At 66.0% G+C, this 25,765-nt stretch carries 22 protein-coding genes and 1 pseudogene; 11 read left to right on the top strand and 12 right to left on the bottom strand.

The window, feature by feature from the left end; all coding sequences use genetic code 11:
• Positions 1–33 precede the first annotated feature (33 nt).
• The 3 genes and pseudogenes from CHINAEXTREME_RS10530 to CHINAEXTREME_RS10520 all read left to right on the top strand — a co-directional run bounded on the left by CHINAEXTREME_RS10530 (position 34) and on the right by CHINAEXTREME_RS10520 (position 4,348).
• Positions 34–648: a hypothetical protein gene (locus tag CHINAEXTREME_RS10530; protein ID WP_238593249.1), complete on the top strand. Its 615-nt coding sequence runs from the start codon at positions 34–36 to the stop codon at positions 646–648.
• 116 nt (positions 649–764) lie between these two features.
• Positions 765–1,152 (top strand): annotated as a pseudogene (locus tag CHINAEXTREME_RS22540) (hypothetical protein); the annotation flags it as partial.
• 217 nt (positions 1,153–1,369) lie between these two features.
• The gene (locus CHINAEXTREME_RS10520) at positions 1,370–4,348 is read left to right on the top strand and encodes a YegP family protein (protein ID WP_010546611.1); all 2,979 of its coding nucleotides are present in this window, start codon (positions 1,370–1,372) and stop codon (positions 4,346–4,348) included.
• 34 nt (positions 4,349–4,382) lie between these two features.
• Here CHINAEXTREME_RS10520 and CHINAEXTREME_RS10515 read toward each other — a convergent pair whose 3' ends face one another.
• The 4 genes from CHINAEXTREME_RS10515 to CHINAEXTREME_RS10500 form a co-directional block, all read right to left on the bottom strand.
• Positions 4,383–5,177 carry a VOC family protein gene (locus CHINAEXTREME_RS10515; protein WP_007143505.1) on the bottom strand — a complete coding sequence of 265 codons (795 nt, stop codon included), beginning with the start codon at positions 5,175–5,177 and terminating at the stop codon, positions 4,383–4,385.
• Positions 5,178–5,278: 101 nt separating this feature from the next.
• Positions 5,279–7,066, bottom strand: coding sequence for a Na+/H+ antiporter NhaC family protein (locus tag CHINAEXTREME_RS10510; protein ID WP_007143504.1), 1,788 nt, complete (start codon positions 7,064–7,066; stop codon positions 5,279–5,281).
• 135 nt (positions 7,067–7,201) lie between these two features.
• Complete coding sequence (locus tag CHINAEXTREME_RS10505; RefSeq protein WP_007143503.1) at positions 7,202–8,314, bottom strand: OBG GTPase family GTP-binding protein; 1,113 nt, start codon at positions 8,312–8,314, stop codon at positions 7,202–7,204.
• 132 nt (positions 8,315–8,446) lie between these two features.
• Positions 8,447–8,926, bottom strand: coding sequence for a nucleoside deaminase (locus tag CHINAEXTREME_RS10500; RefSeq protein ID WP_007143502.1), 480 nt, complete (start codon positions 8,924–8,926; stop codon positions 8,447–8,449).
• 209 nt (positions 8,927–9,135) lie between these two features.
• Between CHINAEXTREME_RS10500 and CHINAEXTREME_RS10495 the strand changes: the two genes are divergently transcribed.
• Together CHINAEXTREME_RS10495 and CHINAEXTREME_RS10490 are read left to right on the top strand one after the other, a co-directional pair.
• Entirely contained in the window at positions 9,136–9,339 is a 204-nt protein-coding gene (locus CHINAEXTREME_RS10495; RefSeq protein ID WP_007143501.1) for a VNG_1110C family protein, read from the top strand.
• Between the two features lie 150 nt (positions 9,340–9,489).
• Positions 9,490–11,535, top strand: a complete 2,046-nt coding sequence (locus CHINAEXTREME_RS10490; RefSeq protein ID WP_238593248.1) for a hypothetical protein — start codon at positions 9,490–9,492, stop codon at positions 11,533–11,535.
• 122 nt (positions 11,536–11,657) lie between these two features.
• On the opposite strand, the gene CHINAEXTREME_RS10485 is transcribed toward CHINAEXTREME_RS10490, so the two are convergent.
• A complete protein-coding gene (locus tag CHINAEXTREME_RS10485; protein WP_007143499.1) occupies positions 11,658–12,971 on the bottom strand; it encodes a tRNA(Ile)(2)-agmatinylcytidine synthase in 1,314 nt (437 codons plus the stop codon).
• A gap of 181 nt (positions 12,972–13,152) precedes the next feature.
• On the opposite strand from CHINAEXTREME_RS10485, the gene CHINAEXTREME_RS10480 reads away from it, so the two are divergent.
• Positions 13,153–14,136, top strand: a complete 984-nt coding sequence (locus tag CHINAEXTREME_RS10480) for a transcriptional regulator (protein WP_007143498.1) — start codon at positions 13,153–13,155, stop codon at positions 14,134–14,136.
• A gap of 205 nt (positions 14,137–14,341) precedes the next feature.
• Here the strand turns inward: CHINAEXTREME_RS10480 and CHINAEXTREME_RS10475 are convergent, their stop codons facing one another.
• Together CHINAEXTREME_RS10475 and CHINAEXTREME_RS10470 are read right to left on the bottom strand one after the other, a co-directional pair.
• Entirely contained in the window at positions 14,342–14,587 is a 246-nt protein-coding gene (locus tag CHINAEXTREME_RS10475) for a glutathione S-transferase N-terminal domain-containing protein (protein WP_007143497.1), read from the bottom strand.
• An 86-nt stretch (positions 14,588–14,673) separates the two neighbouring features.
• Complete coding sequence (locus CHINAEXTREME_RS10470) at positions 14,674–16,101, bottom strand: NCS2 family permease (protein WP_007143496.1); 1,428 nt, start codon at positions 16,099–16,101, stop codon at positions 14,674–14,676.
• 253 nt (positions 16,102–16,354) lie between these two features.
• Here CHINAEXTREME_RS10470 and CHINAEXTREME_RS10465 point away from each other — a divergent pair, with 253 nt between their 5' ends.
• Positions 16,355–17,017: a potassium channel family protein gene (locus CHINAEXTREME_RS10465; RefSeq protein WP_007143495.1), complete on the top strand. Its 663-nt coding sequence runs from the start codon at positions 16,355–16,357 to the stop codon at positions 17,015–17,017.
• Between the two features lie 233 nt (positions 17,018–17,250).
• On the opposite strand, the gene CHINAEXTREME_RS10460 is transcribed toward CHINAEXTREME_RS10465, so the two are convergent.
• The 3 genes from CHINAEXTREME_RS10460 to CHINAEXTREME_RS10450 all read right to left on the bottom strand — a co-directional run bounded on the left by CHINAEXTREME_RS10460 (position 17,251) and on the right by CHINAEXTREME_RS10450 (position 20,316).
• Entirely contained in the window at positions 17,251–18,333 is a 1,083-nt protein-coding gene (locus CHINAEXTREME_RS10460; protein ID WP_007143494.1) for a DNA methyltransferase, read from the bottom strand.
• A 139-nt stretch (positions 18,334–18,472) separates the two neighbouring features.
• Positions 18,473–18,748 carry a DUF7513 family protein gene (locus CHINAEXTREME_RS10455; protein ID WP_007143493.1) on the bottom strand — a complete coding sequence of 92 codons (276 nt, stop codon included), beginning with the start codon at positions 18,746–18,748 and terminating at the stop codon, positions 18,473–18,475.
• The gene (locus CHINAEXTREME_RS10450; protein WP_029601561.1) at positions 18,745–20,316 is read right to left on the bottom strand and encodes a Na+/H+ antiporter NhaC family protein; all 1,572 of its coding nucleotides are present in this window, start codon (positions 20,314–20,316) and stop codon (positions 18,745–18,747) included. Before CHINAEXTREME_RS10450 ends, CHINAEXTREME_RS10455 begins: the two co-directional genes overlap by 4 nt.
• A gap of 164 nt (positions 20,317–20,480) precedes the next feature.
• Here CHINAEXTREME_RS10450 and CHINAEXTREME_RS10445 point away from each other — a divergent pair, with 164 nt between their 5' ends.
• Together CHINAEXTREME_RS10445 and CHINAEXTREME_RS10440 are read left to right on the top strand one after the other, a co-directional pair.
• Positions 20,481–21,464, top strand: a complete 984-nt coding sequence (locus CHINAEXTREME_RS10445; RefSeq protein WP_007143491.1) for a calcium/sodium antiporter — start codon at positions 20,481–20,483, stop codon at positions 21,462–21,464.
• 206 nt (positions 21,465–21,670) lie between these two features.
• On the top strand, positions 21,671–22,741 hold the full coding sequence (locus CHINAEXTREME_RS10440) for a glutathione S-transferase family protein (protein WP_007143490.1): 1,071 nt from the start codon (positions 21,671–21,673) through the stop codon (positions 22,739–22,741).
• A gap of 225 nt (positions 22,742–22,966) precedes the next feature.
• Here CHINAEXTREME_RS10440 and CHINAEXTREME_RS10435 read toward each other — a convergent pair whose 3' ends face one another.
• Both CHINAEXTREME_RS10435 and CHINAEXTREME_RS10430 read right to left on the bottom strand, forming a co-directional pair.
• Positions 22,967–23,260: a DUF7535 family protein gene (locus tag CHINAEXTREME_RS10435; RefSeq protein WP_007143489.1), complete on the bottom strand. Its 294-nt coding sequence runs from the start codon at positions 23,258–23,260 to the stop codon at positions 22,967–22,969.
• Between the two features lie 66 nt (positions 23,261–23,326).
• Positions 23,327–24,139 carry an NAD-dependent epimerase/dehydratase family protein gene (locus CHINAEXTREME_RS10430; RefSeq protein ID WP_007143488.1) on the bottom strand — a complete coding sequence of 271 codons (813 nt, stop codon included), beginning with the start codon at positions 24,137–24,139 and terminating at the stop codon, positions 23,327–23,329.
• 729 nt (positions 24,140–24,868) lie between these two features.
• On the opposite strand from CHINAEXTREME_RS10430, the gene CHINAEXTREME_RS10425 reads away from it, so the two are divergent.
• Together CHINAEXTREME_RS10425 and CHINAEXTREME_RS10420 are read left to right on the top strand one after the other, a co-directional pair.
• Complete coding sequence (locus CHINAEXTREME_RS10425) at positions 24,869–25,249, top strand: 2Fe-2S iron-sulfur cluster-binding protein (RefSeq protein ID WP_007143487.1); 381 nt, start codon at positions 24,869–24,871, stop codon at positions 25,247–25,249.
• A gap of 68 nt (positions 25,250–25,317) precedes the next feature.
• Positions 25,318–25,755: a thiol-disulfide oxidoreductase DCC family protein gene (locus CHINAEXTREME_RS10420; RefSeq protein WP_007143486.1), complete on the top strand. Its 438-nt coding sequence runs from the start codon at positions 25,318–25,320 to the stop codon at positions 25,753–25,755.
• Positions 25,756–25,765: the final 10 nt, after the last annotated feature.

The raw sequence follows: 25,765 nt of genomic DNA, 5'->3' as shown, positions 1-25,765 counted from the left end.
GAGGCCGTCCGGTCATCGTCGCGGGTGTGGTCGGTGGGGACGGCGGTGGCGGAGCGGGTACGGACTGCGGGCTCGCAGTCCCGCGTCGCAGCGGCGGGACGGACGTTCCGTCGATACGTGATGGCTTCCTTCCTGTATCGATGGCTCACAGCCGAACCGGACCCGGACGTGATCGTGATCGACCTCCGCGAGACGTGGACGGTCGGTCCCGTCATCGCCGTACTCGATCGCGTGGTGGCAGCCCTCGAGCGGGGCGTTCCGGGGTCCGCCGTCGTCGCCGCAGGAGCGGATGCCGCCGCGGTCGTTCGTGCGCGTCCGGTCGCAGTGCTTTCGATGCTGGTACTTCCGGTCGTCGCACTGTCCGCGGTAACCAGTGCGCTCACCGCGTCACTGACAGCGGGTTCGTTCGCCGCCCATCTCGTCGCTGCCGTGCTCTCGGCGCTGGGAACTCGCTCGAAGCGAGACCTCGAGGAACTTCGGGAGACCCGTCTCGGTCGACTGCTCGTTGCTGCGTTCGAACCGCCGGAACCACCGGCCCCCGCTCGGGAGACCGACGAGCCGACTGCACCCCTGTCGTCGAAGGAGGCGCTGACGAACGGTTCGGAGGAAAACGAGACGACGAACGAATCGACCGACGAACGGCAGTGACGACGCTCCGACCGGTGAGTGACACCCTCTCCCTCAAGACCGTGCGAGTGGGAAATCGATAGGCGGACGCGCAACGTTCCCATCGGTGGGGGAGAGTGGATCTCGTGTGCTTTCGAGTCCAGTGGAGTCGGCTGCGAAACAAGATCCGCGATCAGACCGAACACGCCCAGTACATCCTCGAGACGATCGCAAAACTCGAGCAATGCGGCGAGGTACCGGCTCGACCGAATGAGATCCAGGAGGGGTACGAGCGGGTCGCGGACGCCTATGGGGCGACCCCGTTGACGACCCTGAAGAGCATCCAGGATCACCTCTCGGATCTACAGAGATACGGCGAGAGTGCCTCGGGGCTCGACCCCGAGTACTTCACACATGCTCGGCTTTCCGGTCCGTCACGAACGGAACAAGGGGCTCAGCGGCGGTCAGTACTACGAGTACGAACTGGACCTCGATCCGGCGATCGTCCGCGAGACGAGAGAAGAGATCGTCGAGATCGCCGACTGAAAGCACACGAAATCCACTCTCTCACCTCCATCTAGCGGAGTGACTGCCGTAACCCAGTCGTATCGCCGTTAGTCACGAACTACACGGCACGCTGAGTCCGGAGGTGCCGTGATTCTGGCCGTGCTCCCGGTATCCGCGACCGAACCGACCTACCGCTCGAGAGCACCGGATACGTCGCCCATAATAATGGGTTCGCTCCCCTTTGGCACTGGTATACATGTCACTCCCGCGGGCCGTCCGCCGACGCCTGCGCTGGATCGGGGTTGACGGGAACCGGCCGAAACCGTGGCCGCTCCGCTATGCTCGACCGCAGGGCCGACCCCGCCGCTCGCGATTCACGAACTCGAGTTCCCCCGCGTTCGGGGTCGTGCCGGCCGGCACGATCGGGGGGGTTCAGTGGGGCGAGCGCGGCCTCGAGATGAGTCCAGGGGCCGCTGTCGCGGTCGGCCTCCTGTTGTTCGCGGGCGTGGCCGTCGTAGTCGCGGCGCTCACCGGGGGAAGACCCACGAGTGGAGGCGGGGACTCCGACAGCCGAGAGACAAACAGGAACGATGTCGAACCCGCGGCCGATGCCGACACTGAAACCCTCCGGTCGGCCGATCACCCGCCCATTCCCGACGAGGGCGCACGGGTCGCGCTCTTCCGCGAGGACGGTGACTGGATCTGGCGGGTGTTCCACCTCGAGGCGCTCGGCGAGAGTTCGTCGGGAGCAGCGACCCAGTCGGCGGCTACTGCACGGATCGAGCGGGTGCAGGAAGCCGCCGACGGCGCTCGAGTGCGGGAACTGACCGAGGGCGAGGAGGCCTTCCGCGTATATACGGACGCCGACGGCCGCTGGCAGTGGGACCTGATCCGGACCGACGGGCACCGAGTCGGGACGAACGCCACCGAGTACGACGAGCGGGGTGCTGCGACGGAGGCAGTGGCCGGTCTACAGGATCACGGGCCCGATTCCGATTGCATCGCGGTCGAACGGGCAGCGTTCGCGATCGACGAGCATCACGACGGGTGGTACTGGCGGCTAGTCGACGACGAACGTGAGCCGCTGGCCGAAAGCGCCGACGGCTACGGGAGTCCGGACGAAGCCGAGCGCGCTGCCGAGAGGGTTGCCGAGGAGATGGCGGCGGCGCGGTTCCCGGAACTCGAGGCCGAGACGGACGAACCCGAGGCAGGGATGGACGGTTCGAGAGCAGCGGTCGGTATCGAACTGTACGAGCCAAGCGACGAGGGGACGGACAAAGGCGAGGCCGACAGCGAAGGCGATACGGGCGGCAACTGGTCCTGGCGCGTCGTCGACGACGTCGACGAAGTGGTCGCCGACGGAACGACCGCGTTCGACGGGCGAAAAGCCGCCGAGGACGAGGCGATGGCGGTCCTCGAATCCCTCGAGGAAGCGGCGGTGACCGTTGCCGGACGGCCGGCATACGAACGATACCGGACGGACGCGAGCGACCGCTACCGCTGGCGGTGGCGACTCGTCGACGAAACCGACCGGGTCGTCGCTCGCTCGACGGGAGCCGACTCCGAAACGGGAACGCGACGGGCGGTCGACCGGTTCGCGGAGGCGGCCCCGGACGCACCGATCCGAGCGGTCGACGGTGCGGTCTACGAGGTCCATCCCGCGACCGGCGACGGCGAGACCGACGCCGATCGTGCGGCCGCGGAGGAAGGCTCGAGGAGGCCGTCGGAACACCGCGACTCCGCCCCCGAAGCGGACGGGGAAGCCGTCGCGGATGGTGCCGGACTCGAGGTGGACGACGCGGACTCGGGGGCATCGACGACGGACGGCAGACGGTGGCGCTGGCGTCTCGTGGTCGAGGGTCGGGACGTCGTCGCCGCGAGTCCGCGGGCCTACGACGATCCGGAGACGGCGACGGAGACCATCGACCGAATCCGGGCACAGGCCGCCGACGCCGAGGTCACCGAGTTCGAAAGCGCCGCGTTCCGGGTCTACGAGAGCGCAGCCGGTGAGTGGCGCTGGCGGTTGCTCGACGAGCGGGGGGCGCTCCTGGCCGACAGCACTGCGGAACACGACACCCGGAACGAGGCAGCCGAGGCGATGGTGACGCTCAAGGAGCAAGCGCCCGACGCCGACGTGATCGAGATTGAAACGGCCGCGTTCGAACTGTTCGCCTCGGACGGGGAGTGGTGCTGGCGGCTGATCGACAGCGCCGGACGCTGCGTCGCCGAGGCCCCCTCTACCTATCCCGACCGTGCGGGCGCCCGCGAAGCGCTGGATCGTGTGCGGGACCATCTAGAGGCCGACGCTCGAACGATGGACGGCCCGGTCTTCGAACCGTACGTGGACGGCGACTGGTACTGGCGGTTCGTCCTGCCGACGGGCGAACCGCTCGCGGTTGCCGCCTCGGGGCGTTCGACCCGGGACGACCTCCTCGAGGGCCTCTCGGACCTGCGGGAGACGGCGGCCACCGCCCAGCGCTACTCGACCGGAGCGACGACGGTCCAGCTCTCCTGCAGCGACGGGTGGCGCTGGCGGGTTCTGGATCGCGACCGCGACACCGTCGTCGAATCCGCCGGCGTCTACGCCGACCGCGAGGCGGCGCGGCGGGCCGTCGACGTCCTCGAGCGCACTGGGACGGACGCGCCCGTGTTCACGGCCGCGGAGCCCGTGATCTCCCTCGAGCGGATCGACGGGACCGACAGTAGCGCCGATACTGCTGGCGAAAGCGAGGGAGAAGACCGCCGATGCTGGCGGTGGCGACTCCTCGACGCCGACCGGAACGAGGTCGCGGTCGGAACGGAGTCGCTCGCTCGAGCCACCGTCCCGGATGCGATCGAGGAAATTCGCAGGCTCGCCCCGCAGGCCGAACGGATCGACGTCTCCGGCACGTCGTTCGATCTCGTTGCCGACGACGGGCGCTGGCGGTGGCGATTCCTCGACGAGGGGAACACCCCGATCGCGACCGGGACCGTCCGCTACGAGTCGAAGGGCGCGGCCCGGGCGGCGATCGACGAAGTCCGTGATTCCCTCGAGAGTGCGAACGTGTTCGAACTCGAGGGAGGAACGTTCGAACTCTACGAGGGTGGCGGCGAGTGGGGGTGGCGGCTGGTCGACGGGTGCGGGGAGACGCTGCTCGAAAGCACGGAAACCTACGAGACGCGTGCGGCCGCACACGAGGCGCTTGCGGCAGTACGGACACATACGCCCCACGGCGAGGTAACGGTCGTCGACTGAAACCCAAACGGCGTTCCGGAAGCGGGCGGGCGGCTCAGAACGGGAACAGCGACTCGGCCTCGAGGTCGCGCTCGAGCAGTTCGATCTCGTGGCCGTCCTGGTCCTTCGTGAACGCGTACATGTTATCGTTGCTCTCGGGGTCGCGGTAGTCCGGCGCTTCGCGTTCGACGAGCGTCTCCCAGTCCTCGGCGAGGTCGTCGACGCGGACACAGAGATGCCCCCAGGCGTCGCCCATGTCGTAGGTGCGGCCGTCGTAGTTGTAGGTGAGCTCGACCGACATCGCCTCGTCGGCGGCGTCGCGGGGCTCGACGAAGTAGTTCGCGAAGGTGTCGGCCTCCCAGCGGCCGACCTCGTCGTACTCGAACTTGCGGGTCCAGAAGCCCAGCGCCTCGTCGGCGTCCTCGACGCGGATCATGGTGTGATCGAGCGACCACAGCGCGCCCTCGTCGGGGTCGCGCTGGACGATCTCGATCTCGTGGCCGTCGGGGTCTTTCACGAACGCGTAGCGCCCGCCACAGGACTCGGGGTCCCGGTAGTCCTCGACGCCCTCGTCCATCAGCTGCTCGTAGTACGCTTCGAGTTCGCCCTCGGGGACGCGGACCGCAACGTGCCCCCAGGCGTCGCCGAGTTCGACGTCCTCGCCCTCGTTGTGGGTCAACTCGAGCATCGCGCCCTCCTCGTGCATGTCCTCCGGCCCGAGGTAGACGATGGTGAAGCCGTCGCCCTCGTAGCGGTCCTTTTCCTCGTACTCGAGGTGGGTCCGGTACCAGTCGAGCGACTCCTCGAGGTCCGAGACGCGCAGCATAACGTGGTCGAGCGTTCCGTCCATATCCGTCGAAACGCCCGGAAATAGCAAAAGGGTGGCGGAACCGGCGGATTGCCGGGCATTCACCGGTTGCCGGCTGTCGGTTGCCGGTTGCCGGTTGCCGGTTACTGCTCGCTACCGCCGTCGCGTTCGGGACCGCGGTCGGAGGCGTCGTCCGCTCGAGCGGAACCGGATCGGGGCCCGACTCCGGAGCCGTCCGCCTCGGCTTCGGCTTCGGCTTCGACCCTCCCGAGGTCGACTTCGACCGACGAGGGCTTCGGATCGACGCCCTTCCGGCTGGCGTCGAACTCCGAGAAGGCGTAGACCAGCCCGACCAGCAGAACGACCCCCACCGGGAGGAAGACCGCGGGCGGCACCCCGACGAAACCGTAGAGCGCGTAGCAGACGATCACGACGAGCATGACCGTGCCCGCGTAGTACAACTGCGTGCGGATGTGATCGATGAGGTCGGCCCCGGTGAACGTCGAGGACAGCACCGAGGTGTCCGAGATGGGGGAGGTATGGTCGCCGAAGATCGCGCCGGAGAACACCGCCCCGACCATCACCGGCATGAGTTCGAACGTACCGGTGAGGTCGTAGGCGACGCGGATCGCGATCGGCGTAACGATCCCCATCGTCGCCCACGACGAACCCATGGTGAACGCGACGAACGCGGACACGAGCAGGACGACGATCGGGAGCACTGCCGGCGAGACGACCCCCTCCGCGACCCCGGCGACGTACGTCCCTGTCCCGAGTTCGTCCGCGACAGCGCTGATCGCCCACGCGAGCACGAGGATCGTCACCGCGGTCAGCATGAGGTTGAACCCCTCGAGCACGGTGTCGACGCCGTCACCGAGATCGAAGAGGTCGTAGGCCAGCCCGATGAGAATCAGGGTCGCGACCATCGCGAACGAGCCCCAGACGAGCGCGGCCGCGAAGTCGCCAGCGCCCACGACGTCGACCAGTACCTGTACGGTCCCGTCCTCGCTCATAGCCGCGCCGATCGACGTCGGCGCGTCAGCCTCGGCCTGGTCGGCGGTCCACGACTCGTAGCCCGTCCAGAACGCGCCGGCCAGCGTCACCGCGATCAGCACGACGATCGGCGCGAAGAACGTCCGGAGCATCGGCCGGTCTTCGATCGGCGCCCCGAGGTCCTTCTCGACCTCCTGGAGCGGCTGGGCCTCGTCGCGGTTGACTTTTCCCGTTCGCCAGGATCGGTGCTCGGCGTCGAGCATCTCGCCGTAATCGCGTCGCGTAAGCACGATGAGTCCCACCATGACGATCGCGAGCAGCGAGTAGGTGTTGAACGGGATCGAACTGACGAACGTCTCGAACACCCCCGGTACGTCCGCCTCCGCGACGTTGTAGTCGTCGCTCTCTACGAGCCCGGTGTATCCGTCATCGATCATCGAGAGCTGAAACGCAACCCAACTCGAGAGCCCGATCGTCGCGACTGGCGCGGCCGTCGAGTCGACGATGTAGGAGAGCTTCTCCCGTGACATCCGCATCTGGTCGGAGATCTCCCGCATCGTGGAGCCGACGATGGCCGTGTTGGCGTAGTCGTCGAAGAACAGGAGGATTCCGAGCACCCACGTCGCGAGGCCGGTATTTCGCTGGGTCTCGAGGCGGTCGGTCGCCCAGTTGCGGACGGCGGTCGCGCCGCCGAGCCGCCAGATCAGCGCGACGCCCGACCCCAGTAGCAGGGTAAACACGAGGATGTTTGCGTGGAAGACGTCCCCGATGGACTCGGTGATCCACGCGAACGTCTGACCGATGCCGATACTTCCAGTCGCGATCACCCCACCGGACCAGATCCCGAGGAACAGCGAGAGGATCGGCCGACGTGTAACGATCGCGAGGACGATCGCGAGCAGCGGCGGCACGAGCGATAGTACTCCGAATTCGGCCATACCTGAGTGGATTTTTCCCAGTTTAATAACGTTACTCGTTCTCACGGTAATAGTGGGCACAGTCGCTGCGGTCCGTGAGCGTGAGCAGGCAGGACGGCGTCTCAGTACGATCGGACTACATGCGGCCGAAACCGTCTATCGACGCAGAATCAGCTTGAGGACGTCTTCGTCCTCGAGGACGTGGTCTTCCCCGACCTGCTGTTGGTCGTGGGTCGCGCTGGGGCCGGAGACGCGGGCGAAGCGGAATCGCTCTTCCATTTCGCCGCCGAGTTTCTCGATCGCTTCGCCGACGGTCGTTCCCCTCTCGACCACGAGGGGTTCCTCCCAGTCAATACCCCGGCCGGGTTTGTCCATGTAGACCCGGATGAGGCCCAGGTTCTCCCAGATGCGGTCTTTTAGCGCGTCGAGGCCCTTCTCCTTCTCGGCGCTGATGAACGTCACCTCCTCGGGATCGAGGTCGCGCTCGCGGAGTTCCTCGTCTACCGTCTCCTTGTAGTCGGGCTCGATGAGATCGACCTTGTTGACGCAGGTGATCGAGGGGATGTACTCCCGGTTGTCCATCAGCCCGTCGACCAGTCGGTCGATGTTGACGTTCTCCTGGAGGTTGAGATCGGCGTTGACGTAGCCGTGTTCGCGGAGGACGTCCTTGATCGTCTTCTCGTCTAGGTCCTGGTCGGTGCTCGAGGTGATCTTGATGCCGTCTTTGATCTTCGGCCGGACGGTGACCCGCGGGGGCTCCTGATCGACGCGGATGTTGATGTCGTACAGTTCCTCCCGGAGCCGGTCGTACTGTTCGATCTCGAAGACCGAGAGGACGAAGACGATCAGGTCGGCGTTGCGGACGACCGCCAGCACCTGCTGGCCGTCGCCCTTGCCCGAGGCCGCGCCCTCGATCAGGCCGGGGACGTCGAGCATCTGGATGTTCGCCCCGCGGTGGTTGAGCATCCCGGGGTTGACGTCCAGCGTCGTGAACTCGTAGGAGCCGGTCTCGCTTTCGGCGTTGGTCAACGAGTTCAGCAGCGACGACTTGCCGACGCTCGGGAACCCGACGAGCGCGACCGTCGCGTCGCCGTGTTTCTCGACGGAGTACCCGCCGCCGCCGCCCGACCCCGACTGTTGCTTCTCCAACTTCTCCTTTTTCTCCGCGAGTTTCGACTTGAGCCGGCCGATGTGGGCCTCCGTCGACTTGTTGTAGGGCGTATTGGCGATTTCTTCCTCGATCTCCTCGATCTCCTCCTCGAGCCCCATATGACTGTATCCAACCGTCCGCGCCGAAAAACACTTTCGAGAACGGGGCGGCGAGCGGAAACGGGGGTCGAACGGAAAAGCCGGCTGCGGACGGGTCACCCTCGAGGTCGGCGACTCAGTTCGTCGCTGGCGTTACCAGTCGAAGTCGCGGTGTATGCGCCGCCCTTCCTCGTTCAGTACGGGGCCGACGACGTCGCTGACGCCGTCGAGGATCTCCGCCGATCGGACCGACGGCTCGGTCCCCGTGAACTCCGCGATCTCCTCGCTCGAGACGCTGTAGACGACCCGGCCGAAGCCGGCGCTGACCATCCCACCGGCACACATCGGACACGGTTCCGTACTCGTGTACATGACCGTCTCGGCGCGTTCGTCCGGCTCGAGTTCCCGGCAGGCCCGATACGCGAGGTGCAGTTCGGGGTGCCGACGGACGTCGTCTTCGGTGACGACCCGGTTCGAGTCGGACATGATCTCCGTATCGTCGCGGACGAGCACCGACCCGAACGGTCGGTCGCCGCGGTCGGCTGCCTCGCGAGCGAGTTCGAACGCCCGGCGCATGTGTGCTTCGTGGTCGAAGTCGTCGAAGTCGTCTTCGTCGGAGGTCGGATCGGACACGTCCCCACAGTTAAGCGAGATCCCCAATAAATCGGTAGGCGACGCTTCGGACGGATTCCCGGTGGCCATCAGCACTTCGATCAGTGGTGAGAACCCGTAGATTCCGTCGCCCCACGTTTAATACCCCCTCGTACCACGGCGTGCATTACCGTTGACAACGGAATTTCGACACACATAAACGACGGGCAGATGAACCCCGAAATAGACGAATGCCTGACCCCGCGCGGCTGCGAGACAGTACCCAGATCGTCCTCCGGCAGGAGGCACTCGAGCGACTCGAGCAGCCGTTAGACGACGAGTTCGCCGTGACGGTTTTCGAGGAGGAAGAAAACCGCTACCGGATCATCGGCAGTCCGGTCGAGATCAAGGAAGCCAGCGAGTTTCTCGCCCGCCGGGGCGTCGCCGTCCTCTGATCGGGTTCGCCGTCCAGGTCCCCAGTTCTTGCTCGAGACCGCTCGAGACTCGCCAGAACCCTCTCTCATCGGATCCGCGGCGGAGAGTTAATTCTACCAGGAGAATCGAGTTTGTATATTTATATGTGGGGGGTGAGAACGGTAGCTCGTATGCCCTCTCCAACGGGACGAACGACCGCTATTCACGGGACGAGATCGATGGCACTCGCGCTCGCCGCGCTCGTGTGCCTCTCGATGCTCGCCGTGGGTGGAACGTACAGCGTATCGGCAACTGACGGCGACGAAACGGAGTACGACGTCGAATCGTACGCCGACCTCGAGGAGGCGGACGCGTTAGAGCCCGCCGACGAACTCTATCTCGAGGACGACGGCAGCGGCGTGCTCGTCTACACCGAGGACACCGACGACGAAATCGACGAGATGAAACTCGGTGCCGACGTCGGCGAAGGCCTGGCGCACATCCTCGTCAGCGGCGAACACGACGGCGAGGAGGACGTCGAAGGCGAGATGAGCGCCGTTCTCGAGGACGATCGGTTCACCGCCGACGGCGCCCTGACGATGGAGCAGCCGCCCGAACTCGAGGAACTCGACGTCGAAATCGTCGGCAAGCAGACCGAGGAGACCAGCGAGTTCGATGCGGACGTCTACGCGCTGATCGGCACCGAGGACGGCGGCATCCAGCAGGTGTCGACGGCCGGCACGGGAGCAGTCCAGACACAGACCCAGGCACAACAGCAACGCCTGTTCGAGTCCGCCAGCACCTCCGGTGACATCGAGGTCACCGGGGACACGTTCTCCTCGTCCGGGACCGTCGACGTCGACTTCGGCACCGCGCCGATGAGCGACTCGCCCGACGAGACGTTCGCCTTCGACCTCTCCCAGACCGGGACCGGGTACGAGATCGAGGTCACCGAGCGGGAGACGGTCTTCAACTCGATGTTCGCCGACCCGGTCGAGGAGTGGGAGACCGAGGCGAAAGCGAAGGCCACCCTCGAAGAGCAGTACGCCGGGACTGCCGACGAACTCGGCGGCGAGGTGACCGTCGAGATCGACGACCACGAGTTCAAGGAAATCGATCAGCAGCGTGACACCTACCTGAAGGACGTCGAGTACACGGTCACCTACGAGGGGATCGAGGACGGACTCGAGGACGCCCTCGCCGAGGAACTGGCGGACGATCCCTCGACCGACCTCTCGGACGACGACGCCGAGCGGATCGCGGGCCAGCTCACCGAGATCGAAATCGAGACCGTCGAGTTCGACATGACCACTGGTGACGAGGCGCTCGAGGCCGCCTGGAACGTCGAGATCGCCGAGTACGCCCCGGTCATGGAGGCGATGATGGAAATCAGCGAGGCCACGATCGACGACGAGCAAGAGAACGCGTTCGACGACGAGTTCGAGGACGTCGACGAGATGCTCGCGGCCCAGCAGGCCGCCGACCTCCGGACGACCGTCGAGTGGGACGTCAACGTCGCGTACACCGACGACAACCGGATCGAACTCGAGGCCACAGCCACGGGCGATACCGAAAATTACGACGCGTACACCGACGAACTCGCCGACCGCGGCATCGACGTCGGCGATCAGGAGACGACGTTCGAGTTCAACGCCTACACCGAAGACGGCGAAATCAACGTCGACGGCAACGTCGAAGTCGGTATGGACGACCTCGCTGAAGAGTTCCTGACCTCCGTCACGACTGCCATGCAGGACGAATCCGACGAGCTCGGGAACTTCGCCTCGACGCTCGAGGACAGCGAACTCGAGATCGCCAAAGTCGACGTCGACGTCGACAGCGAGACGGTCGAACTCGAAGCCGGTGCCAAGTTCGAGGACACCGAGTCGCTGATCGAGGACGGCGTCCTCGGCGACAACGTCGCCGTGACCCAGATCGTCGGCGAGAACGACGACGACGCCGAGGAGGTCGCGACCTACGTCTACGTCCAGGACCTCGAGACGGACGAGGAGATGTCCGAGGACGAACTCACGGAACTCGGTCTCGTCGACGACGATACCGAGGTCTACGAACCCGGCGAAGGCGACCGCGACTTCCCCGAGATGGACACCGAGGCCGCCGCGAACTACCTCGGCGTCGATCTCGAGGGCGAGGACGGTATGCCCGGCTTCGGATTCGGCGCTGCGATCGCCGCGCTCGGTGCGGTTCTCGCAGTGCTGATCGCGCGTCGCGCGTAAGAACCGATCACCTGATCGTCTGATCGCCTGATCGGTTCGTAACCCGATACGAACCGTCGGAGAACTGCGGTTCGTTCTTCAGTTCTCGTTCCGACCGTCGACAGCGAGCGCTCCCCGTCTTGCTATCGCTCCGGATGCGTCGGCGCGTCGAACCCGCCCCGAACCAGCGGTTTCGCGACGTGGCGGCGTGCACACGGCGGCACCTCGTACCACCCTTCTTCGAGATCGCGGTCGATCGGAACCTCGCGTTTCGTCGCGGCGGTCGTCTCGCAGTCCCGACAGCGATAGCCCTGGTTCCGGCCGGCGCTTTCCATCGTCCGCTCGCAGTCCGGACAGATCGGCGTCGCGAGTTCCGTCTCCACGAGGTTCCGGACGGCGAACTTCTCGAGTTTGAGGGTGCCGTCTGCGACTTCGCCGCAGACGGTGATCCGGTCCCCAATCCGCAGCGCGCGAACGCGGTCGCGAAAGCGTTTGGTGGGTTCGAAGGCCGCACACTCGAGCCGAGCGGCGTCGTCCGACCCCGTCACCGTCGCGTTCGGATCGACCACCTCGAAGAAGACGTGTCCGCCCCGGCGGGTCTCCGGTTCCGACGCGACGTGGGCCTCGAGGCGATACGCACGACTGTCCCGGACGTCCGCAACCGAGCGGTCGTCCTCGCCGGCGCGAACGTGGGCGTCCGTCCCCTGGTTGGTGACGAACAGCTGGCTCTCGGCGACGGGTTCGGCGTCGATACGGCCGGCGACTGCCCGGACAGTCTCCGGGTCGTCGCCCCGGATCCCGTGGAGGATCGGCCCGGGCGTGTGGGGAACGCAGACGGTTTCGCCCTCTTCGCGGTCGACCGTGTCCCAGGCCTCGGGATAGCCCCAGTCGGCGGCCGCGAAGACGCTCTCGTCGTCGACTTCCCGGGGGGTGCCCCAGCGCTCGGGTTCGCGGTAGGAGATGTACTCGTAGGTCCACTCGTCGAAGGCCGTCCACGCACCGACCGCGGCGAGCGCGCCGATACGGCCGCGACCGTTGCCCGCGTGCCAGGTGCGGAACCCGTGGCGGTCACAGCGGGCCGTCGCGTCGGCGAGCGGCAGTTCCTCTTGGACCGCCCGCCGGGCGAACCCGACGACGTCGTCCGGCACCGCGCCGGAATCGCTGTCGGCCACGACGAGTCCGGGATGGGTCCGCTCGTCGGCGGTCTCGGCGAGCGACTCGAGACACTCCCGGGCGATCTCGAACGCGCGGTCGGGATCGCAGTCGGCGTGGATCGCGAGCGAGGCGTTGCCACGCGTCTTGTATTCGACGGCGGGGTTGAGCCGTACCAGCAGGAGCCGTTCGACCGTCGCTCCCTCGATCTCTCCGCGCAGTCGCTGGGCGACGCGTCTGGCAACGTAGGTCGTACACATACCGCGCTCGCGGGAGTCGGTATCGTCGATCCCGACGACGGTCATCGACCCGAGGTTAGCGCCGCGGCGTGTAACGCCTTTCGGGACGGACGCCAGGAGAGCGATTTCGAGGCCGGCGGATCCCCGACCCCGTAATAAGTATACTGCCGGTACGAAGGGAAACCGCTACAGGGCGACCGGACATCCGGGGAAAGGCTATTATAGGAGGAATAGCTTACATCCCCCTATGTCCCGCTCCGCACTGGTCGGTAACGTGACCGCGATGTTAGAGGACGCGGGATTCGCAGTCAGCGACCGGTGTGCGATCCGGCCGAAGAGTTTCGACGTCGCTGCGCGCCGCGGTAACGATCTGATCCTCGTGAAGATTCTCGGAAACATCGACGCCTTCAACGAGGAGACCGGCCACGAGATGCGCCGTCTCGGGACCTATCTCGAGGCGACGCCGCTCGTCATCGGACTTCGCAGTCGCGACGAGGACCTGAAACCCGACGTCGTCTACTTCCGACACGGCGTCCCGGTACTCAGTCCGGACACCGCGTACAACCTGTTCATCGAGGACGTCCCGCCGCTGATCTACGCCGCTCCGGGCGGGCTCTACGTCAACATCGACGGCGACCTGCTCGCCGACGAGCGCGAGCAGCGCGACCTGAGCCTCGGCCAGCTCGCGAGCGAACTCGGCGTCTCCCGGCGGACGGTCTCGAAGTACGAGGACGGCATGAACGCCTCCGTCGAGGTCGCGATGGAACTACAGGAGATGTTCGACGCGCCGCTGACCAGCCCGGTGGACGTCTTGGATGGGGCGGACGACGTCCACGAGACCGACTCCACCCCGGAGGACCCGGAGGCCGATCCCGACGACGAACAGGTCGTCGCGGTCTTCACCCGGGCCGGCTACAAGGTCCACCCGACGATTCGCTCGCCGTTCAAGGCGGTCAGCCGCGAGACCGAAGAGGGAGACGACGACGGGGAAGAAGACGTGGTCCTGACGGGCCACTCCGAGTTCACCAAGGCCGCCGAGAAGCGGGCCCGCATCATGAGTTCGATCGGTCAGGTCACCCACACCCAGTCGGTGTACGTCGTCGACCGTGCGAAACGCGACTCCGTCGACGGCACCGCCCTGGTCGAACGCAACGAACTCTCGGAGATGCGCAACGCGGAGGAACTCCGGAAAGTAATCCGCGAACGCGCCGAACGAGAGGAAGCGGCCTGATCGTCACGCCGGACTCGATCAGGAGTAGTAAGGGGAAGGTATCCCGCGTCGATGACGTCGTACCGCGCTTATGCGTATCGATCGAGAACCGCGAGCTGTGCCTGTCGTCCGCCAGCGGCTCCGTAGAGGGCCCCGGAGAAACGACTGCCGGACGTAGGTTACGGATCGAACAGGAAAACGAATCGAACGTAATCGACGGCGCAGTTTACGCGTAGGTCTCCTCGAGGTACTCGACGATGTCGTCGCTTTCGTTCATTCCCTCGACGCCCTGGGCCTCGTCGGTGATGACCGGCACGCCGGTCTGTCCGCTTACTTTCTCCACTTCGGTTCGGTCGCCGTGGGACCGTGGCACCTCGATCACGTCGTACTCGAGTTCGAGTTCGTCGAGCTTCGAGTGGACTTTCGCACAGTAAGGACAGCCGGGGAGTTCGTACAGCGTGATGTCGGACATACCCGAGGTAGACGACTATCGCCTAAGAGGCCACCGGTCGACTGTCGCTTTGCCGGAACTCGAGTCGCTACCGACGGCGAACGGGGTCAGAACGTGACGTTGCCGGCCTCGACCGTGAAGTAGATCGCGAAGTAGACCACGAACGCGAGGGCGAGGGCCCACTGGCCGAGCGAGACGTCCCGCGGTTCGCCGGTCGCGGCCTTGACGAGCGGGTAGCTGACGATTCCGGCGGCCAGCCCGTTCGAGATCGACGCGGTCAGCGGCATGACCGTGATCGTCAGTCCGCCGGCGATCGCCCAGGCCGGGTTCTGCCAGTCGATGTCGGCGACGCCACGCAGCATGATGATCCCCACGACGACCAGGGCGACGTAGGTCGCGTACTGTGGGATGGCGCTGATCACCGGAACGATCAACAGCGACAGCAGGAAGAGGGTGCCGACGACGAGGGCGGTGAACCCGGTTCGGCCGCCCTCCTCGACGCCGGTCGAGGATTCGATGTAGGTGGTCACCGTCGAGGTGCCGATCATCGCGCCGACGGTGGTCCCGACGGCGTCGGCCATCAGCGGCTTCTCGATCTCGGGGAGGTCACCCTCCTCGTCCAGGAAGCCGCCGACCTGGGAGACGCCGATGAGCGTCCCGGCGGTGTCGAAGAAGTCCACGAAGAAGAACGTGAAGACGACGATCACGAAGACGAGCGGGTCCTCGGTGATCATCCCGAGGCCGTCGACGAAGCCGGCGACGAGCGGCGTGAAGTCGTACTGGACATTCGCGATCATGTTCGCCAGCCCGTCCTGGGTCACCTGCTCGTAGCTTCCCGGCGGCGTCAGTGTGCCGGGGGACGTAATGCCGAAGAGCGTCAGCAGCCAGCCGGCGGCGGCGGTCGCGAGAATTCCGATGACGATCGATCCCCGAACGCCGCGAGCGTGAAGCATCAGCATCAGCGCCAGGCCGGCCAGCGACAGCGCGGCGACGGGGCTCGTCGCGACGTTCCCCATCGCCACGAGGGTAGCGGGATCGGCGACGACGATCTCCATCTCCTGGAGGCCCAGAAAGAGCAGGAAGAGTCCGATACCGGCTCCGACGGCGAACTTGACCGGCTCGGGGAACAGTTCGATGACGTAGCGACGGGCGCCGACCGCGGTCAGGAGGATGAAGATCACGCCCTCGACGAACACCGCCGCGAGCGCGACCTCCCACGGCACGCCGAGGCCGAGCACGACCGTAAACGCGAAGAAGGCGTTCAATCCCATCCCCGGCGCGAGTCCGAACGGCCTGTTCGCCCAGAACGCCATCACGCCGATGGCGACCACCGACGCGAGAATCGTCGCGACGGCGATCATCTGCTGTACTTCCCCCTGGCTGTAGCCGTCGATCGTTATCGCCTCCCCGAGGATGAGCGGGTTGACGACGATGATGTACGACATCGCCAGAAACGTCGTCAGCCCCGCGATGGTTTCAGTCTCGAGGTCAGTATCGTGTTCGTCGAATCCGAAGTGTCGGTCGAGGATCCCCATCTTGGATAACCGAGCATAGATACAGCTCCCGTTTAAGTTTTCCCGTCTTCTCTCAACCCAGTGTAAGCATGTTCGTGCATATCTAACCTGTACGGTAGCCGGAAGCAACCCGTCCTCGAGGGACCGCTGCCGCTCGCGGTCGGCGACGGCAGTCCCCGCGTGAAGACGGTCAAAGACCGCCCGTCGCAGGTCCCGGGATGGGGCCGTGTTTGCCGGACAAACGTATTTCACCCCGGACCGCATACCTCGAGCCATGCAGTTTGTTATCGTGGGGTACGGACGCGTCGGATCGCGGACGGCACGCATCCTGCGGGAGGAGGGCTACGACATCGTCGTCGTGGACATCGATCCCGACCGGGTCGAGCGCGCCACGAACGACGGGTTCGAGACGGTCACCGGCGACGGGTCCGAGGAGGACGTCCTGCTCGAGGCCGGCATCGACGAGGCCGACGCGATCGGCGCGTTCTCCCCCGACCTGAACGCCAACTTCGCGGCCTGTATGGTCGGCAAACACCACGGCTGTCGAACCGTTCTCCGTATCGACGAGGACTACCGCGAGGACATCTACGAGAAGTACGCCGAGGACGTCGACGAGATCGTTTACCCGGAGCGACTCGGTGCGGCCGGCGCAAAGACGGCCTTGCTCGGGGGCGACTTCAACGTCGTCGCGGACCTGGCCGCGAACCTGCAACTCACCGTCCTCGAGATCGGCGAGGACTCGCCGGCGGTCGGGAAACGGGTGAGCGAACTCGAGTTGCCCGCGTCGGCGCGCGTCTACGCACACGGACGCGAACACGAGTCGCTCTCGATCCCGCTCCCGGGGACCGAACTCGAGGCCGGCGACGAGGTCGCGGTCATCACGGAGACCGACCGTGCGGACGATGTCCGTGCGGTGTTGTCGTCACCGAAAGCCTGAGTCGCCTGTCGGGACCGGAGACTCCGGATCGGTCCGCTGAAGAGGGGGAACTGGAGCGAAAACGAGGGTGAAAGGGGATGACGCGCAACCGATCGTCCGTTGGGGATGGGGGGAGAGGGGATGAGTCGTGCGCGCCGAGTGAGTGATCGAACCGGATGCTCATAAAATCCCGTCAGACGACCGAATGACGACAGTCAGACGGCCCCGGTCGGCCGGTAGCGGCCGTCTGTCGGTCAGTCCTGTTCGTCTTCGGCCTCGCTCTCGCTCTCGCTCTCGAGCCGAAACACGAGCACGTTCTGGTGAACCATCGACGGAACGAACGAGAACGGGTAGCCGTAGACGTGCAGGTCCTTCGTCGGGTCGTACCAGATCAGGTTCGCCGCGAGCGTCAGTGGAGCCGCGGATTCGATCGCCCGCGCGAGGTCGGCCGAGAGGAACTCGTAGGACTGATCGCGGTACATGTCTCCGATGAAGACGACGACGTGGCCCGTCGGATCGACCGCGTCGGCGAACCGGGAGAACTTCTCGCCCATGTCCGCGAGCCACTCGGCTTTCGTTCGCTCTTCGTCGGCGACCGGTTCCCCGTCGTTCGAGTCTCCCCCGTCGTCACCGGTAGCTCCGTCGAACGACCCCAGTTTGCTCTCGCGGGTCCGGCGTTCGTTGCGCGTCTGCTCGAGTTCGTCCATGTGCCAGTAGGGGACGTCAGTCAGCAGCAGGTCGATCGAGTGCTCGGGCACGTCCTCGATCAGGTCGGCACAGTCCCCGTGACGGAGTTCCTGGGGCTCGAGTGGGGGGTCACCGCGGGCGCGTCGCTCCTCGTTTTCCTGCTCGAGGACCGTCTCGTAGACGTCGACCCAGCGCTCGTTGCGCTCGAAACCGATCGCCTCGCGAAGCCCGGTTCCCTCGTGTTCACAGAGGCTCGCCCCAAGCAGCGTGCCGCCGACCCCGGCGAACGGATCGAGTACGGTGTCGCCGGCCTTGCTGAACCGGCCGATCAACTCGGCGCAGAGCCGCGGGGGTTTCTGTCCGCCGTGTTCGCTGCGCAGCTCGTGCTGGAGGTCCGGCGGGTATCCTTCCGCGATCACCGACTTGGTCGCGTACTTCCACTCCTTGCCGGTGAGGTCGTTGACCCGATTGCGCTCGTCGTAGATCCCGCGGCCCTCGACGTAGCGCTGGTGATCCGCGAGTTCGTCGGTGTCGATCAACTCGCCGTCTTCGACCGGCAGCGACTCCTCGCGGGCGCGGTCGGCGTCGAACTCCCCCTCCTCGGTCGTGAACAGTCGGCTCTGGCGGTGACCGTGTCCGTCGTCTCCCATCGGTCTCTATCCCTCGAGTGAGACCGGCGGATCATAAATCCGCGTCCCTCGTCGGCGATCCCGCGTTCGACGTCGCGGCGCTGGGACGGAGAGCCGCCGCTCGAGGTCGTGGCACGAACCGCGAAAAGCCGGCTCCCGATCAGCCGGTGTAGGAACTCTCGCCGACGACCTCGACGAACTCGCCGCGTCCCGTCGCCGAGGTCTCGTCGAACTCGGTGACGCGGACCTTGACGCGTTTCTCGACGGTTTCGGGGCCGGCCCCCTCGACGATCAGGTGCGTGTCGCCGATGTAGGCGTGGCCCTCACGGTTACTGTTCGACTCCGCGATGAAGACGCTCAACTCGTCACCCGTTGACAGCGACGGACTCGAATCGCGGAAGTGCCATCCTTTGAAATACTTGTCAAAGACGCTCATATTCGTGCCACCTCTTCGCTTTCACGGTCGATAACGTATTCGCGTCCGAACCCGGTCAGCGCCGCCACGACGAAGACGGCGACCAGGAGCCAGCCCTGGAAGACGAACGGGACGACGTCGATCGGCGTCACCAGCATCCCGGTTTCGAACCACTCGTATTCCCCGGGCAGAGTCTGCATCGCGGTGAAGCCGGCGAGAACGCCGCCCGACCACGGGAAGATGTATCCCAGCGCGGCCGTCTGGCCGTCCAGGATGTTCGCCCGGCGGTAGCCGTTCAGGTTGAACCGTTCGCCGATCTTCGAGATGTACGGTCCGATCGCGACCTCCGCGGCCGTGTTGATGGTGATGACCGCGTTGATCAGCGCTGCGGAGCCGACCATCGTCAACTCGGCGTTGCGAACGTTCGTCGCGAGGTTCTCGATCGACCAGTCGAGGATCACCTGGAAGGCCCCGCCGCGGATCATGATCTGTGCGGCCGCGATGATCAGCAGGACGAGGATCGCGAGCTCGAAGAAGCCCGCGGCCCCGTTTATCAGACTGCCGCCGACGCCGACCGCGTTCGCGTCCTCGACGACCGTGAGCACGGGGAGGAACTCGAGCGGTTCGGCCAGCGGCGCGTCCGACGGCGCGTTGAACATGACGATGTCGCCGAGCGACGTCAGGCCGAGGATCAGGCTGAACCCGGCCGCGAAGACGATCCCCCACGAGATCGCCTCGACGATGTGACGGCCGGCGACCGCGGTCCCGATCACGACGCCCATCGAGATGAGATGGACGAGGCCGACCGGTTCGCTCTGGGCGACCAGGACCTCCTGGGCGTCGCCCGCGATTTCGAGGCCGCTCATGAACTGACCGGCGAAGACGTAGCCGACGAACGCCACGACGGCCGCGATGATCACGTATTTGAATCGAGAGGCGACGACGCCGCCGATGTCGGAGTCCTGCGTGACGGCGCTTACGATCGTGGTGTCGCTGACGGGCGCGAGGTTGTCGCCGAAGATCGCGCCCGAGAGGATCGCGCCGAACAGCAGGATGGGGTTCGCTCCCAGCAGGATCCCCGCAGGGAAGAACAGGGTGACGAACGCGATGGTCGCGCCGTACCCCGTCCCGATCCCAGTGGTGAAAAGCGCCGCGAGGACGAACGTGATCGCGGGGAACAGCGCCGCGCCGATACCGGCGACGTCGGCCAGCCAGACCAGGCCGTCGACGAAGCCGCCGTCCTGGAGCAACTCGGCGAACATCCCCGCCCAGATCCAGGCGACGATCGCCGTCACTGCGACGGGCTGGGTCATCCCTTCGAAGATCGTGTTCGCGTACGTCTTCCAGTCGCCACGGACGAAGAACATCCCGACGATCAGCCCGACGAGGATCCCGACGATCAACCCGGCGGTGTCGGAGATTCGCCAGAGTGCAGTCTGTGCAACCGCCCAGAGGATAAAAAACGCGATCGGAAACGCGCTCATCCCCCGGCCGCCGTAGAACGTTATTTTCGGCCCATCATCCCCAGTTTCCTGGGTGAATGAGTCGGCCGGATCCGAGCCGGCCGAGTCATCACTGCCATCACTCATCTTGATACACGATATCAACACTCCCTCAGTGGGTGATAAATCTTGCCGATACTCCCGGCGCGAACCCCTGACTGGGGGCCTTCGTGGCCGAACACCTCGACCGTCGTCGCCCAGTTACACGAGCGGTAGCGAGCCGCTATGGGAATCGAGCCGGTAGCAAAGGTATGAACGTCGTGTCGGTCGGCGTGGGGATACTCGCCCTGTGGCTCGGTGCGCGCTGGCTGGTGGACGGAGCCGCGAACATCGCCGGGGACGTCGGCGTTTCGCCGCTCGTCGTCGGGCTTACCGTCGTCGCTTTCGGCACGTCTTCGCCCGAACTGGTCGTGTCGGCGAGCGCGGCGTTCTCCGGGGGCGGGGACGTCGCGGTGGGGAACGTTATCGGCTCGAACGTGTTCAACGTCGCGATCATCCTCGGCGTCGTCGCCGTTCTCTCTCCGTTTCGTGTCACGGAAACGCTGCTCCGTCGGGACGTCCTTGCGATGGTCGCAACGACGGCGATCGCGACCGTCGTTCTCGTCGACCTCTCCGTGACCCGCCTCGAGGGCGGAGTCCTCGCCGCGTTGCTGGCGAGTTACGTCGCGGCGCTCTGGATCTCGGTCCGCGGGAGCGACGGGCCGGCCAGTGACCAGCCGTTCGTTGAGGGGGCGTCCACCGAATCGAAGTCCGTCGGGGCAATCGATGGAACGGATCCTGACACCGTTCGAATCGACCGCTGGCGCGACGGCGGCCGTCTTCTCGTCGGGCTTATCTCCGTCGTCGTCGGCGGCCGGCTGCTGGTGGAGTCCGCAACCGCGGTAGCGCTGTCGCTTGGCGTCTCGCAGTGGCTTATCGGCGTGACCGTCGTTGCTGCCGGGACCTCGCTGCCGGAACTCGTCACGTCGGTCGTGGCGACGCGACGCGGAGACGTCGCGATCGCGGCCGGCAACGTCGTCGGCTCGAACGTCTTCAACTTCCTCGGCGTGCTCGGCGTCGCTGCGCTCGTCCGACCCCTGACCGTCGACGGCGCCGTACTCGGCGGACTGCTCTGGGTCGGCGCGCTCACCCTGGGCGCGGCGACCGTCCTCGCCACCGGCCGGCAACTGACGCGTCTGGAGGGCGTCGCACTTCTGCTCGCCGGAATCGGCTACTGGATCGCGAGCGCGCTCTGATACGGGTTACTGTCCGGCAGTTCCAGCGCAACCGCCACCCGGGTCGCGGTTGCGCTGGTAGATCGGTACAGGGATCCGTGTGAGTGGATCCGACACCGATCCCGCCGCCGACGCGAGCAGTTACGGCCGGGTGACCGGCCTCCTCGAGTCCCCGGTGACACGAGGGTTAGCGAGCGCCTTTGTATCTGCCACCGACTAGGACTGGTATGAACAAACTCGTCGACGGCGAGTGGCGAACGGACGCATACGAGACGACCAACGAGGAAGGCGAGTTCGAGCGCCAGGAGACGACGTTTCGCGACCGGATCCGCGACGATCCCGACGCTCGGTTCCAGCCGGAAGCGGGTCGGTACCACCTCTACGTCTCCTACGCCTGTCCGTGGGCCCATCGGACCCTCGTGATGCGGGCGTTGAAAGGCCTCGAGGACGCCATCTCCGTGTCGGTCGTCGACCCCTACCGCGACGACGACGGCTGGCAGTTCACGCCCGAGAAGGACGGCTGTACGCGCGATCACGTCCACGACGTCGACTACCTCCGGGAGCTGTACGTGAAGGCCGATCCCGACGCGACCTGTCGGGTGACGGTCCCGGTCCTGTGGGACACGCAGGAGGACACCATCGTCAACAACGAGTCCGAGGAGATCATGCGGATGTTAGACACCGAGTTCGACGAGTACGCGACTCGAGACGCGGACCTCTACCCCGAGGGCTACCGAGACGAGGTCGACCGGATCATCGACGAGATCTACGAACCGATCAACAACGGCGTGTACCGGGCTGGCTTCGCGACCGACCAGGGGCCCTACGACGAGGCCGTCGACGACCTCTTTTCCGCGCTGGACCACTGGGACGAGGTCCTGGCGGACCAGCGATACCTCGCCGGCGACCGGCTCACGGAGGCCGACGTCGCGATGTTCACGACCCTGGTCCGGTTCGACAACGTCTATCACACACACTTCATGTGTAACGTCCAGTACATCCGCGAGTACGAGAACCTGTGGCCGTACCTCCGGGACCTCTATCAGACGGGCGTCGCCGACCGTCGGGAGGGGACGTCGAACGAACGAGCGGAGAGCGAAGCGACCCGCGAGACCTCCGGCGTGGCCGACACCGTCCGGATGGACCACATCAAGGAACACTACTACACGACCCACCCGGACGTGAACCCTCACCGGATCGTCGCGCACGGCCCGGACCTCGAGTTCGAGGCCCCTCATGACCGCGACGAACTCCCGGGCAACCCGCCAACGGATCTCGTGGCGGCGGCCGACGACTGAGACGGTCTGCTATACCGAGTTCCCGGCCGACCGCCGGAGTTCGCGGTTGGGCCGGCAACGACTACGCTAGTCCGTACGAGGGTCGCGGTCTCGAGCGGCGACTCGAGAGTCGACCGAAAACGAACGTAGAGGAAGGGACGAAATCGGGGAGGAAGAGCGAACCGGAACGAACCGGAACGAAACAAACCGGGACGGGACACAGACGACGCAGGACCGAGCGTCGTTTTAGGCCTCGGCTTCCGCCTTCTCCTCGGCCTCCTCGGCTTCCGCTTCCTGTTCCTCCTCGTCAAGGCCGGCGACCGATCGCGCCCAGTCGGTGTTGGCTTGCTCCCGCCAGGTCTCGTAGCTCGGTTCCGCCGGTTCCTCCGCGATGAAGGCCCGCCAGACGATCCAGGCCAGCGCGATGATCGGAAGGACGGGCAGCATGACGATAACGAGGATCGCCGCCATGACGTACCCGAACGCGGACATCTGTACGTTCGGGACGTACCCCGTCGACTCGGATACTTTCGTGGACATGTGTTGCGCTACGAACGTCCCGATATTCGGTCTTTCGATCCCGAGACCGGCGTACCCGGCTGATTGTCAGCCCATCTCGAGGCCGGCACGCCCCTCTCCGTCGTCGTCCAGGACGTCCTCCGCGTCGTCCTGCGGTCGGTAGCCGAGTTCGAGCATCGTCTCCGACAGCGAGAGGAACCGCTGGGAGTTGTTCGAGATACCATGCACGGTCAGGGGGGTGGTCGAAAGTGGCTTCGTGGCGGCCGCCTCGATGACGCGCCGACAGTCTCCCGGGCTGAGCCACATCGCCCTGGCGTAGCGCTCGCCAGCCCCGTCGCGGTCCGCGACCTCGGACCGCAGTTCGTCGCGGGTGAGCAGCCAGCCGATCCGGAGGTTGATCACGTCCAGCCCGTGACGCTTGGCGTAGTAGGATCCCATCGCTTCCCCGAAGACCTTGGTGACGCCGTAGTAGGTGTCGGGATCCCCGGGCTCGCCAGGTCGGACGACGTCGGGGTCGCCCACCGTCGACTCCGGACGGATCGGCGAGACGGTGTTGTCCATGTTGACGGCGTGGTTCGAACTCGCGAAGACGACCCGCTCGAGGTCGTTCTCGACGGCCGCCTCGTAGGCGTTGTACAGGCCCTCGACGTTCGGTCCCGAGAGCGCGTCCCACTCCGCGCGCGGGTCGGGGTTTGCGGCCAGGTGGATCAACACGTCCTGGCCCTCGAGGACGTCGACGAACGTCTCCCGATCGGCGACGTCGATCGGCGTCGTCTCGAGGTCTTCGGTCTCGCTGTGGGAGAACAGCGTCAGCGAGGCCTCGCGGTCGGCGAACGCCTCGATCGCCTCCCGTCCCACGTTGCCGGACGCGCCGGTGATCGCGATGTCGGTCTCGGCCATGGGGGCGTCCACATCGACCGCGGTGAAATAGCTCGGGCCGGCGCGTTCCGGCCGATTCTCCGGTTGGTCGCCGATCGGAGCAGATGACTGCTCACGAGACCGTGTCGTCGCCGCGGTTCGGTCAGCCGATGCGTCCGGGCGATTACGCGGTTGTAGCGGGGCCGCCCATCAAGAATCGGACAGTGTACAGGATAGGTAGTTCTAAGTGAGATGGTATCCAACCACGAATCGCACCGGACAGTGTCGGACGTGGACACGCACCACCTACCCCACCAAACCACACGTTGCATCCCTACGTCCGACGGCCAGCGATCCGGTGCCCATCGATTTTCCCGCGCGATCTCCCGGTAGCGCTCGGTCTCCATCCACTCGAGCGAACCCAGGGCGGCTACCGGTGTGACAGCAGTGCCGGTAGCCGTTTCAGGAAAGCGTCGGAGTCGGCGTCACGCCGCTTCTACGGGGGCGACGACCGAACTACGCTCGCGGGCGTACGCGAGGAATTCGTCGAGCACGTCGGCCTCGGAGACGGTGTCCGTCCGCTTCACCGGCGAACGCCCCGACGACGTCGTCGGGTCCCTCATCCGCGGGACCGCGAACCAGCACCGTCGGCATACTCGCGCGACGGTAGGAGGCTGGACTCCGTAGGTTCAACGGTTCAGGACGACACCATCGGCCGACGGCTGCCCGCAGCAGGCTTTTCGGTCGTCGCTTCCGACCCACACACGATTCGTGACAGGCTCGACGTCGACCACCTGGACTGTCGAACTCCGTGTCCCCGAGGACGCCGACCTCGAGGCAGCCGGCGAGAGCCGGAGCATCGAGGTCCGGGAGAACCAGTCGATCCTCTCGGCGGCCCGCGGGGCCGGCCTCTGGCTCTCCGCGGACTGCCAGCAGGGGTGGTGTATCACCTGCGGCGCGCGGCTCCTCGAGGGGGAGGTCGACCACGCCAACGCCAAGCGGTACTACCCCGAGGACGAGGCGGCGGGGTTCGTCCTCACCTGCGTCGCCCAACCCCGCTCCGACTGCGTCCTCGAGGTCGAACGGTACGACGAACTGCTGGAGCACCGGGCGGAGCACGACCGGCCGCCGGGGCGGTCGAAACTCGGGTGACCGGCACGGACATTGATAGCCCGCGGCGTCGAAGGGGAGTCTACCGCGGCTCCGAGCTACCCGTCAGTATGACCGACACGAACGAGTTCACCGGCATCCTCGTCTACGACGGCGACTGCCCGTTCTGTTCGGCCGCCTCGACCGCCATGCGTCAACTCGAGGACGTCGGCGTCGTCCCCTGGGACGACCCGAGCGCGCAGGCCTTCCTCGAGGCACAGTTCGACGAAGCGCCGTTCGCGCTGTTCTTCGCCGACCGCGAGGCCGGGCGGATCTGGGCCGGTCGCGCCGCGGCGAGCGAACTGTGTCACCGCGCGGGGATGCCGGTCCTGATCCAGGACGTCGTCGACGAGAACTACGAGCGGCTGGCCGACGCGATCCGGTTCGTCTCGGGAGTCGACCGCGAGATCGATCCCTACCACGGCGAGTACCCGCTCGCCGACGGGGCAGTCGAACGGTTCGACGAGGTGGCGGCCAACGCGGCCGCCACGCACGTGCCGACGGACTGACGCCGGATCC

Origin of the sequence: Halobiforma lacisalsi AJ5 (genome assembly GCF_000226975.2) — an archaeon.
Classification (GTDB): Archaea; Halobacteriota; Halobacteria; order Halobacteriales; family Natrialbaceae; genus Natronobacterium; species Natronobacterium lacisalsi.
This window is presented reverse-complemented; position numbering and strand designations above follow the sequence as displayed.

What these genes read in the sequence shown, in the direction of transcription:
- CHINAEXTREME_RS10520 (WP_010546611.1), top strand. Translation starts at nt 1,370, where the DNA reads ATGTCACTCCCGCGGGCCGTCCGCCGACGCCTGCGCTGGATCGGGGTT.
- CHINAEXTREME_RS10515 (WP_007143505.1), bottom strand. Translation starts at nt 5,177, where the DNA reads ATGGACGGAACGCTCGACCACGTTATGCTGCGCGTCTCGGACCTCGAG.
- CHINAEXTREME_RS10510 (WP_007143504.1), bottom strand. Translation starts at nt 7,066, where the DNA reads ATGGCCGAATTCGGAGTACTATCGCTCGTGCCGCCGCTGCTCGCGATC.
- CHINAEXTREME_RS10505 (WP_007143503.1), bottom strand. Translation starts at nt 8,314, where the DNA reads ATGGGGCTCGAGGAGGAGATCGAGGAGATCGAGGAAGAAATCGCCAAT.
- CHINAEXTREME_RS10495 (WP_007143501.1), top strand. Translation starts at nt 9,136, where the DNA reads ATGCCTGACCCCGCGCGGCTGCGAGACAGTACCCAGATCGTCCTCCGG.
- CHINAEXTREME_RS10490 (WP_238593248.1), top strand. Translation starts at nt 9,490, where the DNA reads ATGCCCTCTCCAACGGGACGAACGACCGCTATTCACGGGACGAGATCG.
- CHINAEXTREME_RS10485 (WP_007143499.1), bottom strand. Translation starts at nt 12,971, where the DNA reads ATGACCGTCGTCGGGATCGACGATACCGACTCCCGCGAGCGCGGTATG.
- CHINAEXTREME_RS10480 (WP_007143498.1), top strand. Translation starts at nt 13,153, where the DNA reads ATGTCCCGCTCCGCACTGGTCGGTAACGTGACCGCGATGTTAGAGGAC.
- CHINAEXTREME_RS10475 (WP_007143497.1), bottom strand. Translation starts at nt 14,587, where the DNA reads ATGTCCGACATCACGCTGTACGAACTCCCCGGCTGTCCTTACTGTGCG.
- CHINAEXTREME_RS10470 (WP_007143496.1), bottom strand. Translation starts at nt 16,101, where the DNA reads ATGGGGATCCTCGACCGACACTTCGGATTCGACGAACACGATACTGAC.
- CHINAEXTREME_RS10465 (WP_007143495.1), top strand. Translation starts at nt 16,355, where the DNA reads ATGCAGTTTGTTATCGTGGGGTACGGACGCGTCGGATCGCGGACGGCA.
- CHINAEXTREME_RS10460 (WP_007143494.1), bottom strand. Translation starts at nt 18,333, where the DNA reads ATGGGAGACGACGGACACGGTCACCGCCAGAGCCGACTGTTCACGACC.
- CHINAEXTREME_RS10455 (WP_007143493.1), bottom strand. Translation starts at nt 18,748, where the DNA reads ATGAGCGTCTTTGACAAGTATTTCAAAGGATGGCACTTCCGCGATTCG.
- CHINAEXTREME_RS10450 (WP_029601561.1), bottom strand. Translation starts at nt 20,316, where the DNA reads ATGAGTGATGGCAGTGATGACTCGGCCGGCTCGGATCCGGCCGACTCA.
- CHINAEXTREME_RS10445 (WP_007143491.1), top strand. Translation starts at nt 20,481, where the DNA reads ATGAACGTCGTGTCGGTCGGCGTGGGGATACTCGCCCTGTGGCTCGGT.
- CHINAEXTREME_RS10440 (WP_007143490.1), top strand. Translation starts at nt 21,671, where the DNA reads ATGAACAAACTCGTCGACGGCGAGTGGCGAACGGACGCATACGAGACG.
- CHINAEXTREME_RS10435 (WP_007143489.1), bottom strand. Translation starts at nt 23,260, where the DNA reads ATGTCCACGAAAGTATCCGAGTCGACGGGGTACGTCCCGAACGTACAG.
- CHINAEXTREME_RS10430 (WP_007143488.1), bottom strand. Translation starts at nt 24,139, where the DNA reads ATGGCCGAGACCGACATCGCGATCACCGGCGCGTCCGGCAACGTGGGA.
- CHINAEXTREME_RS10420 (WP_007143486.1), top strand. Translation starts at nt 25,318, where the DNA reads ATGACCGACACGAACGAGTTCACCGGCATCCTCGTCTACGACGGCGAC.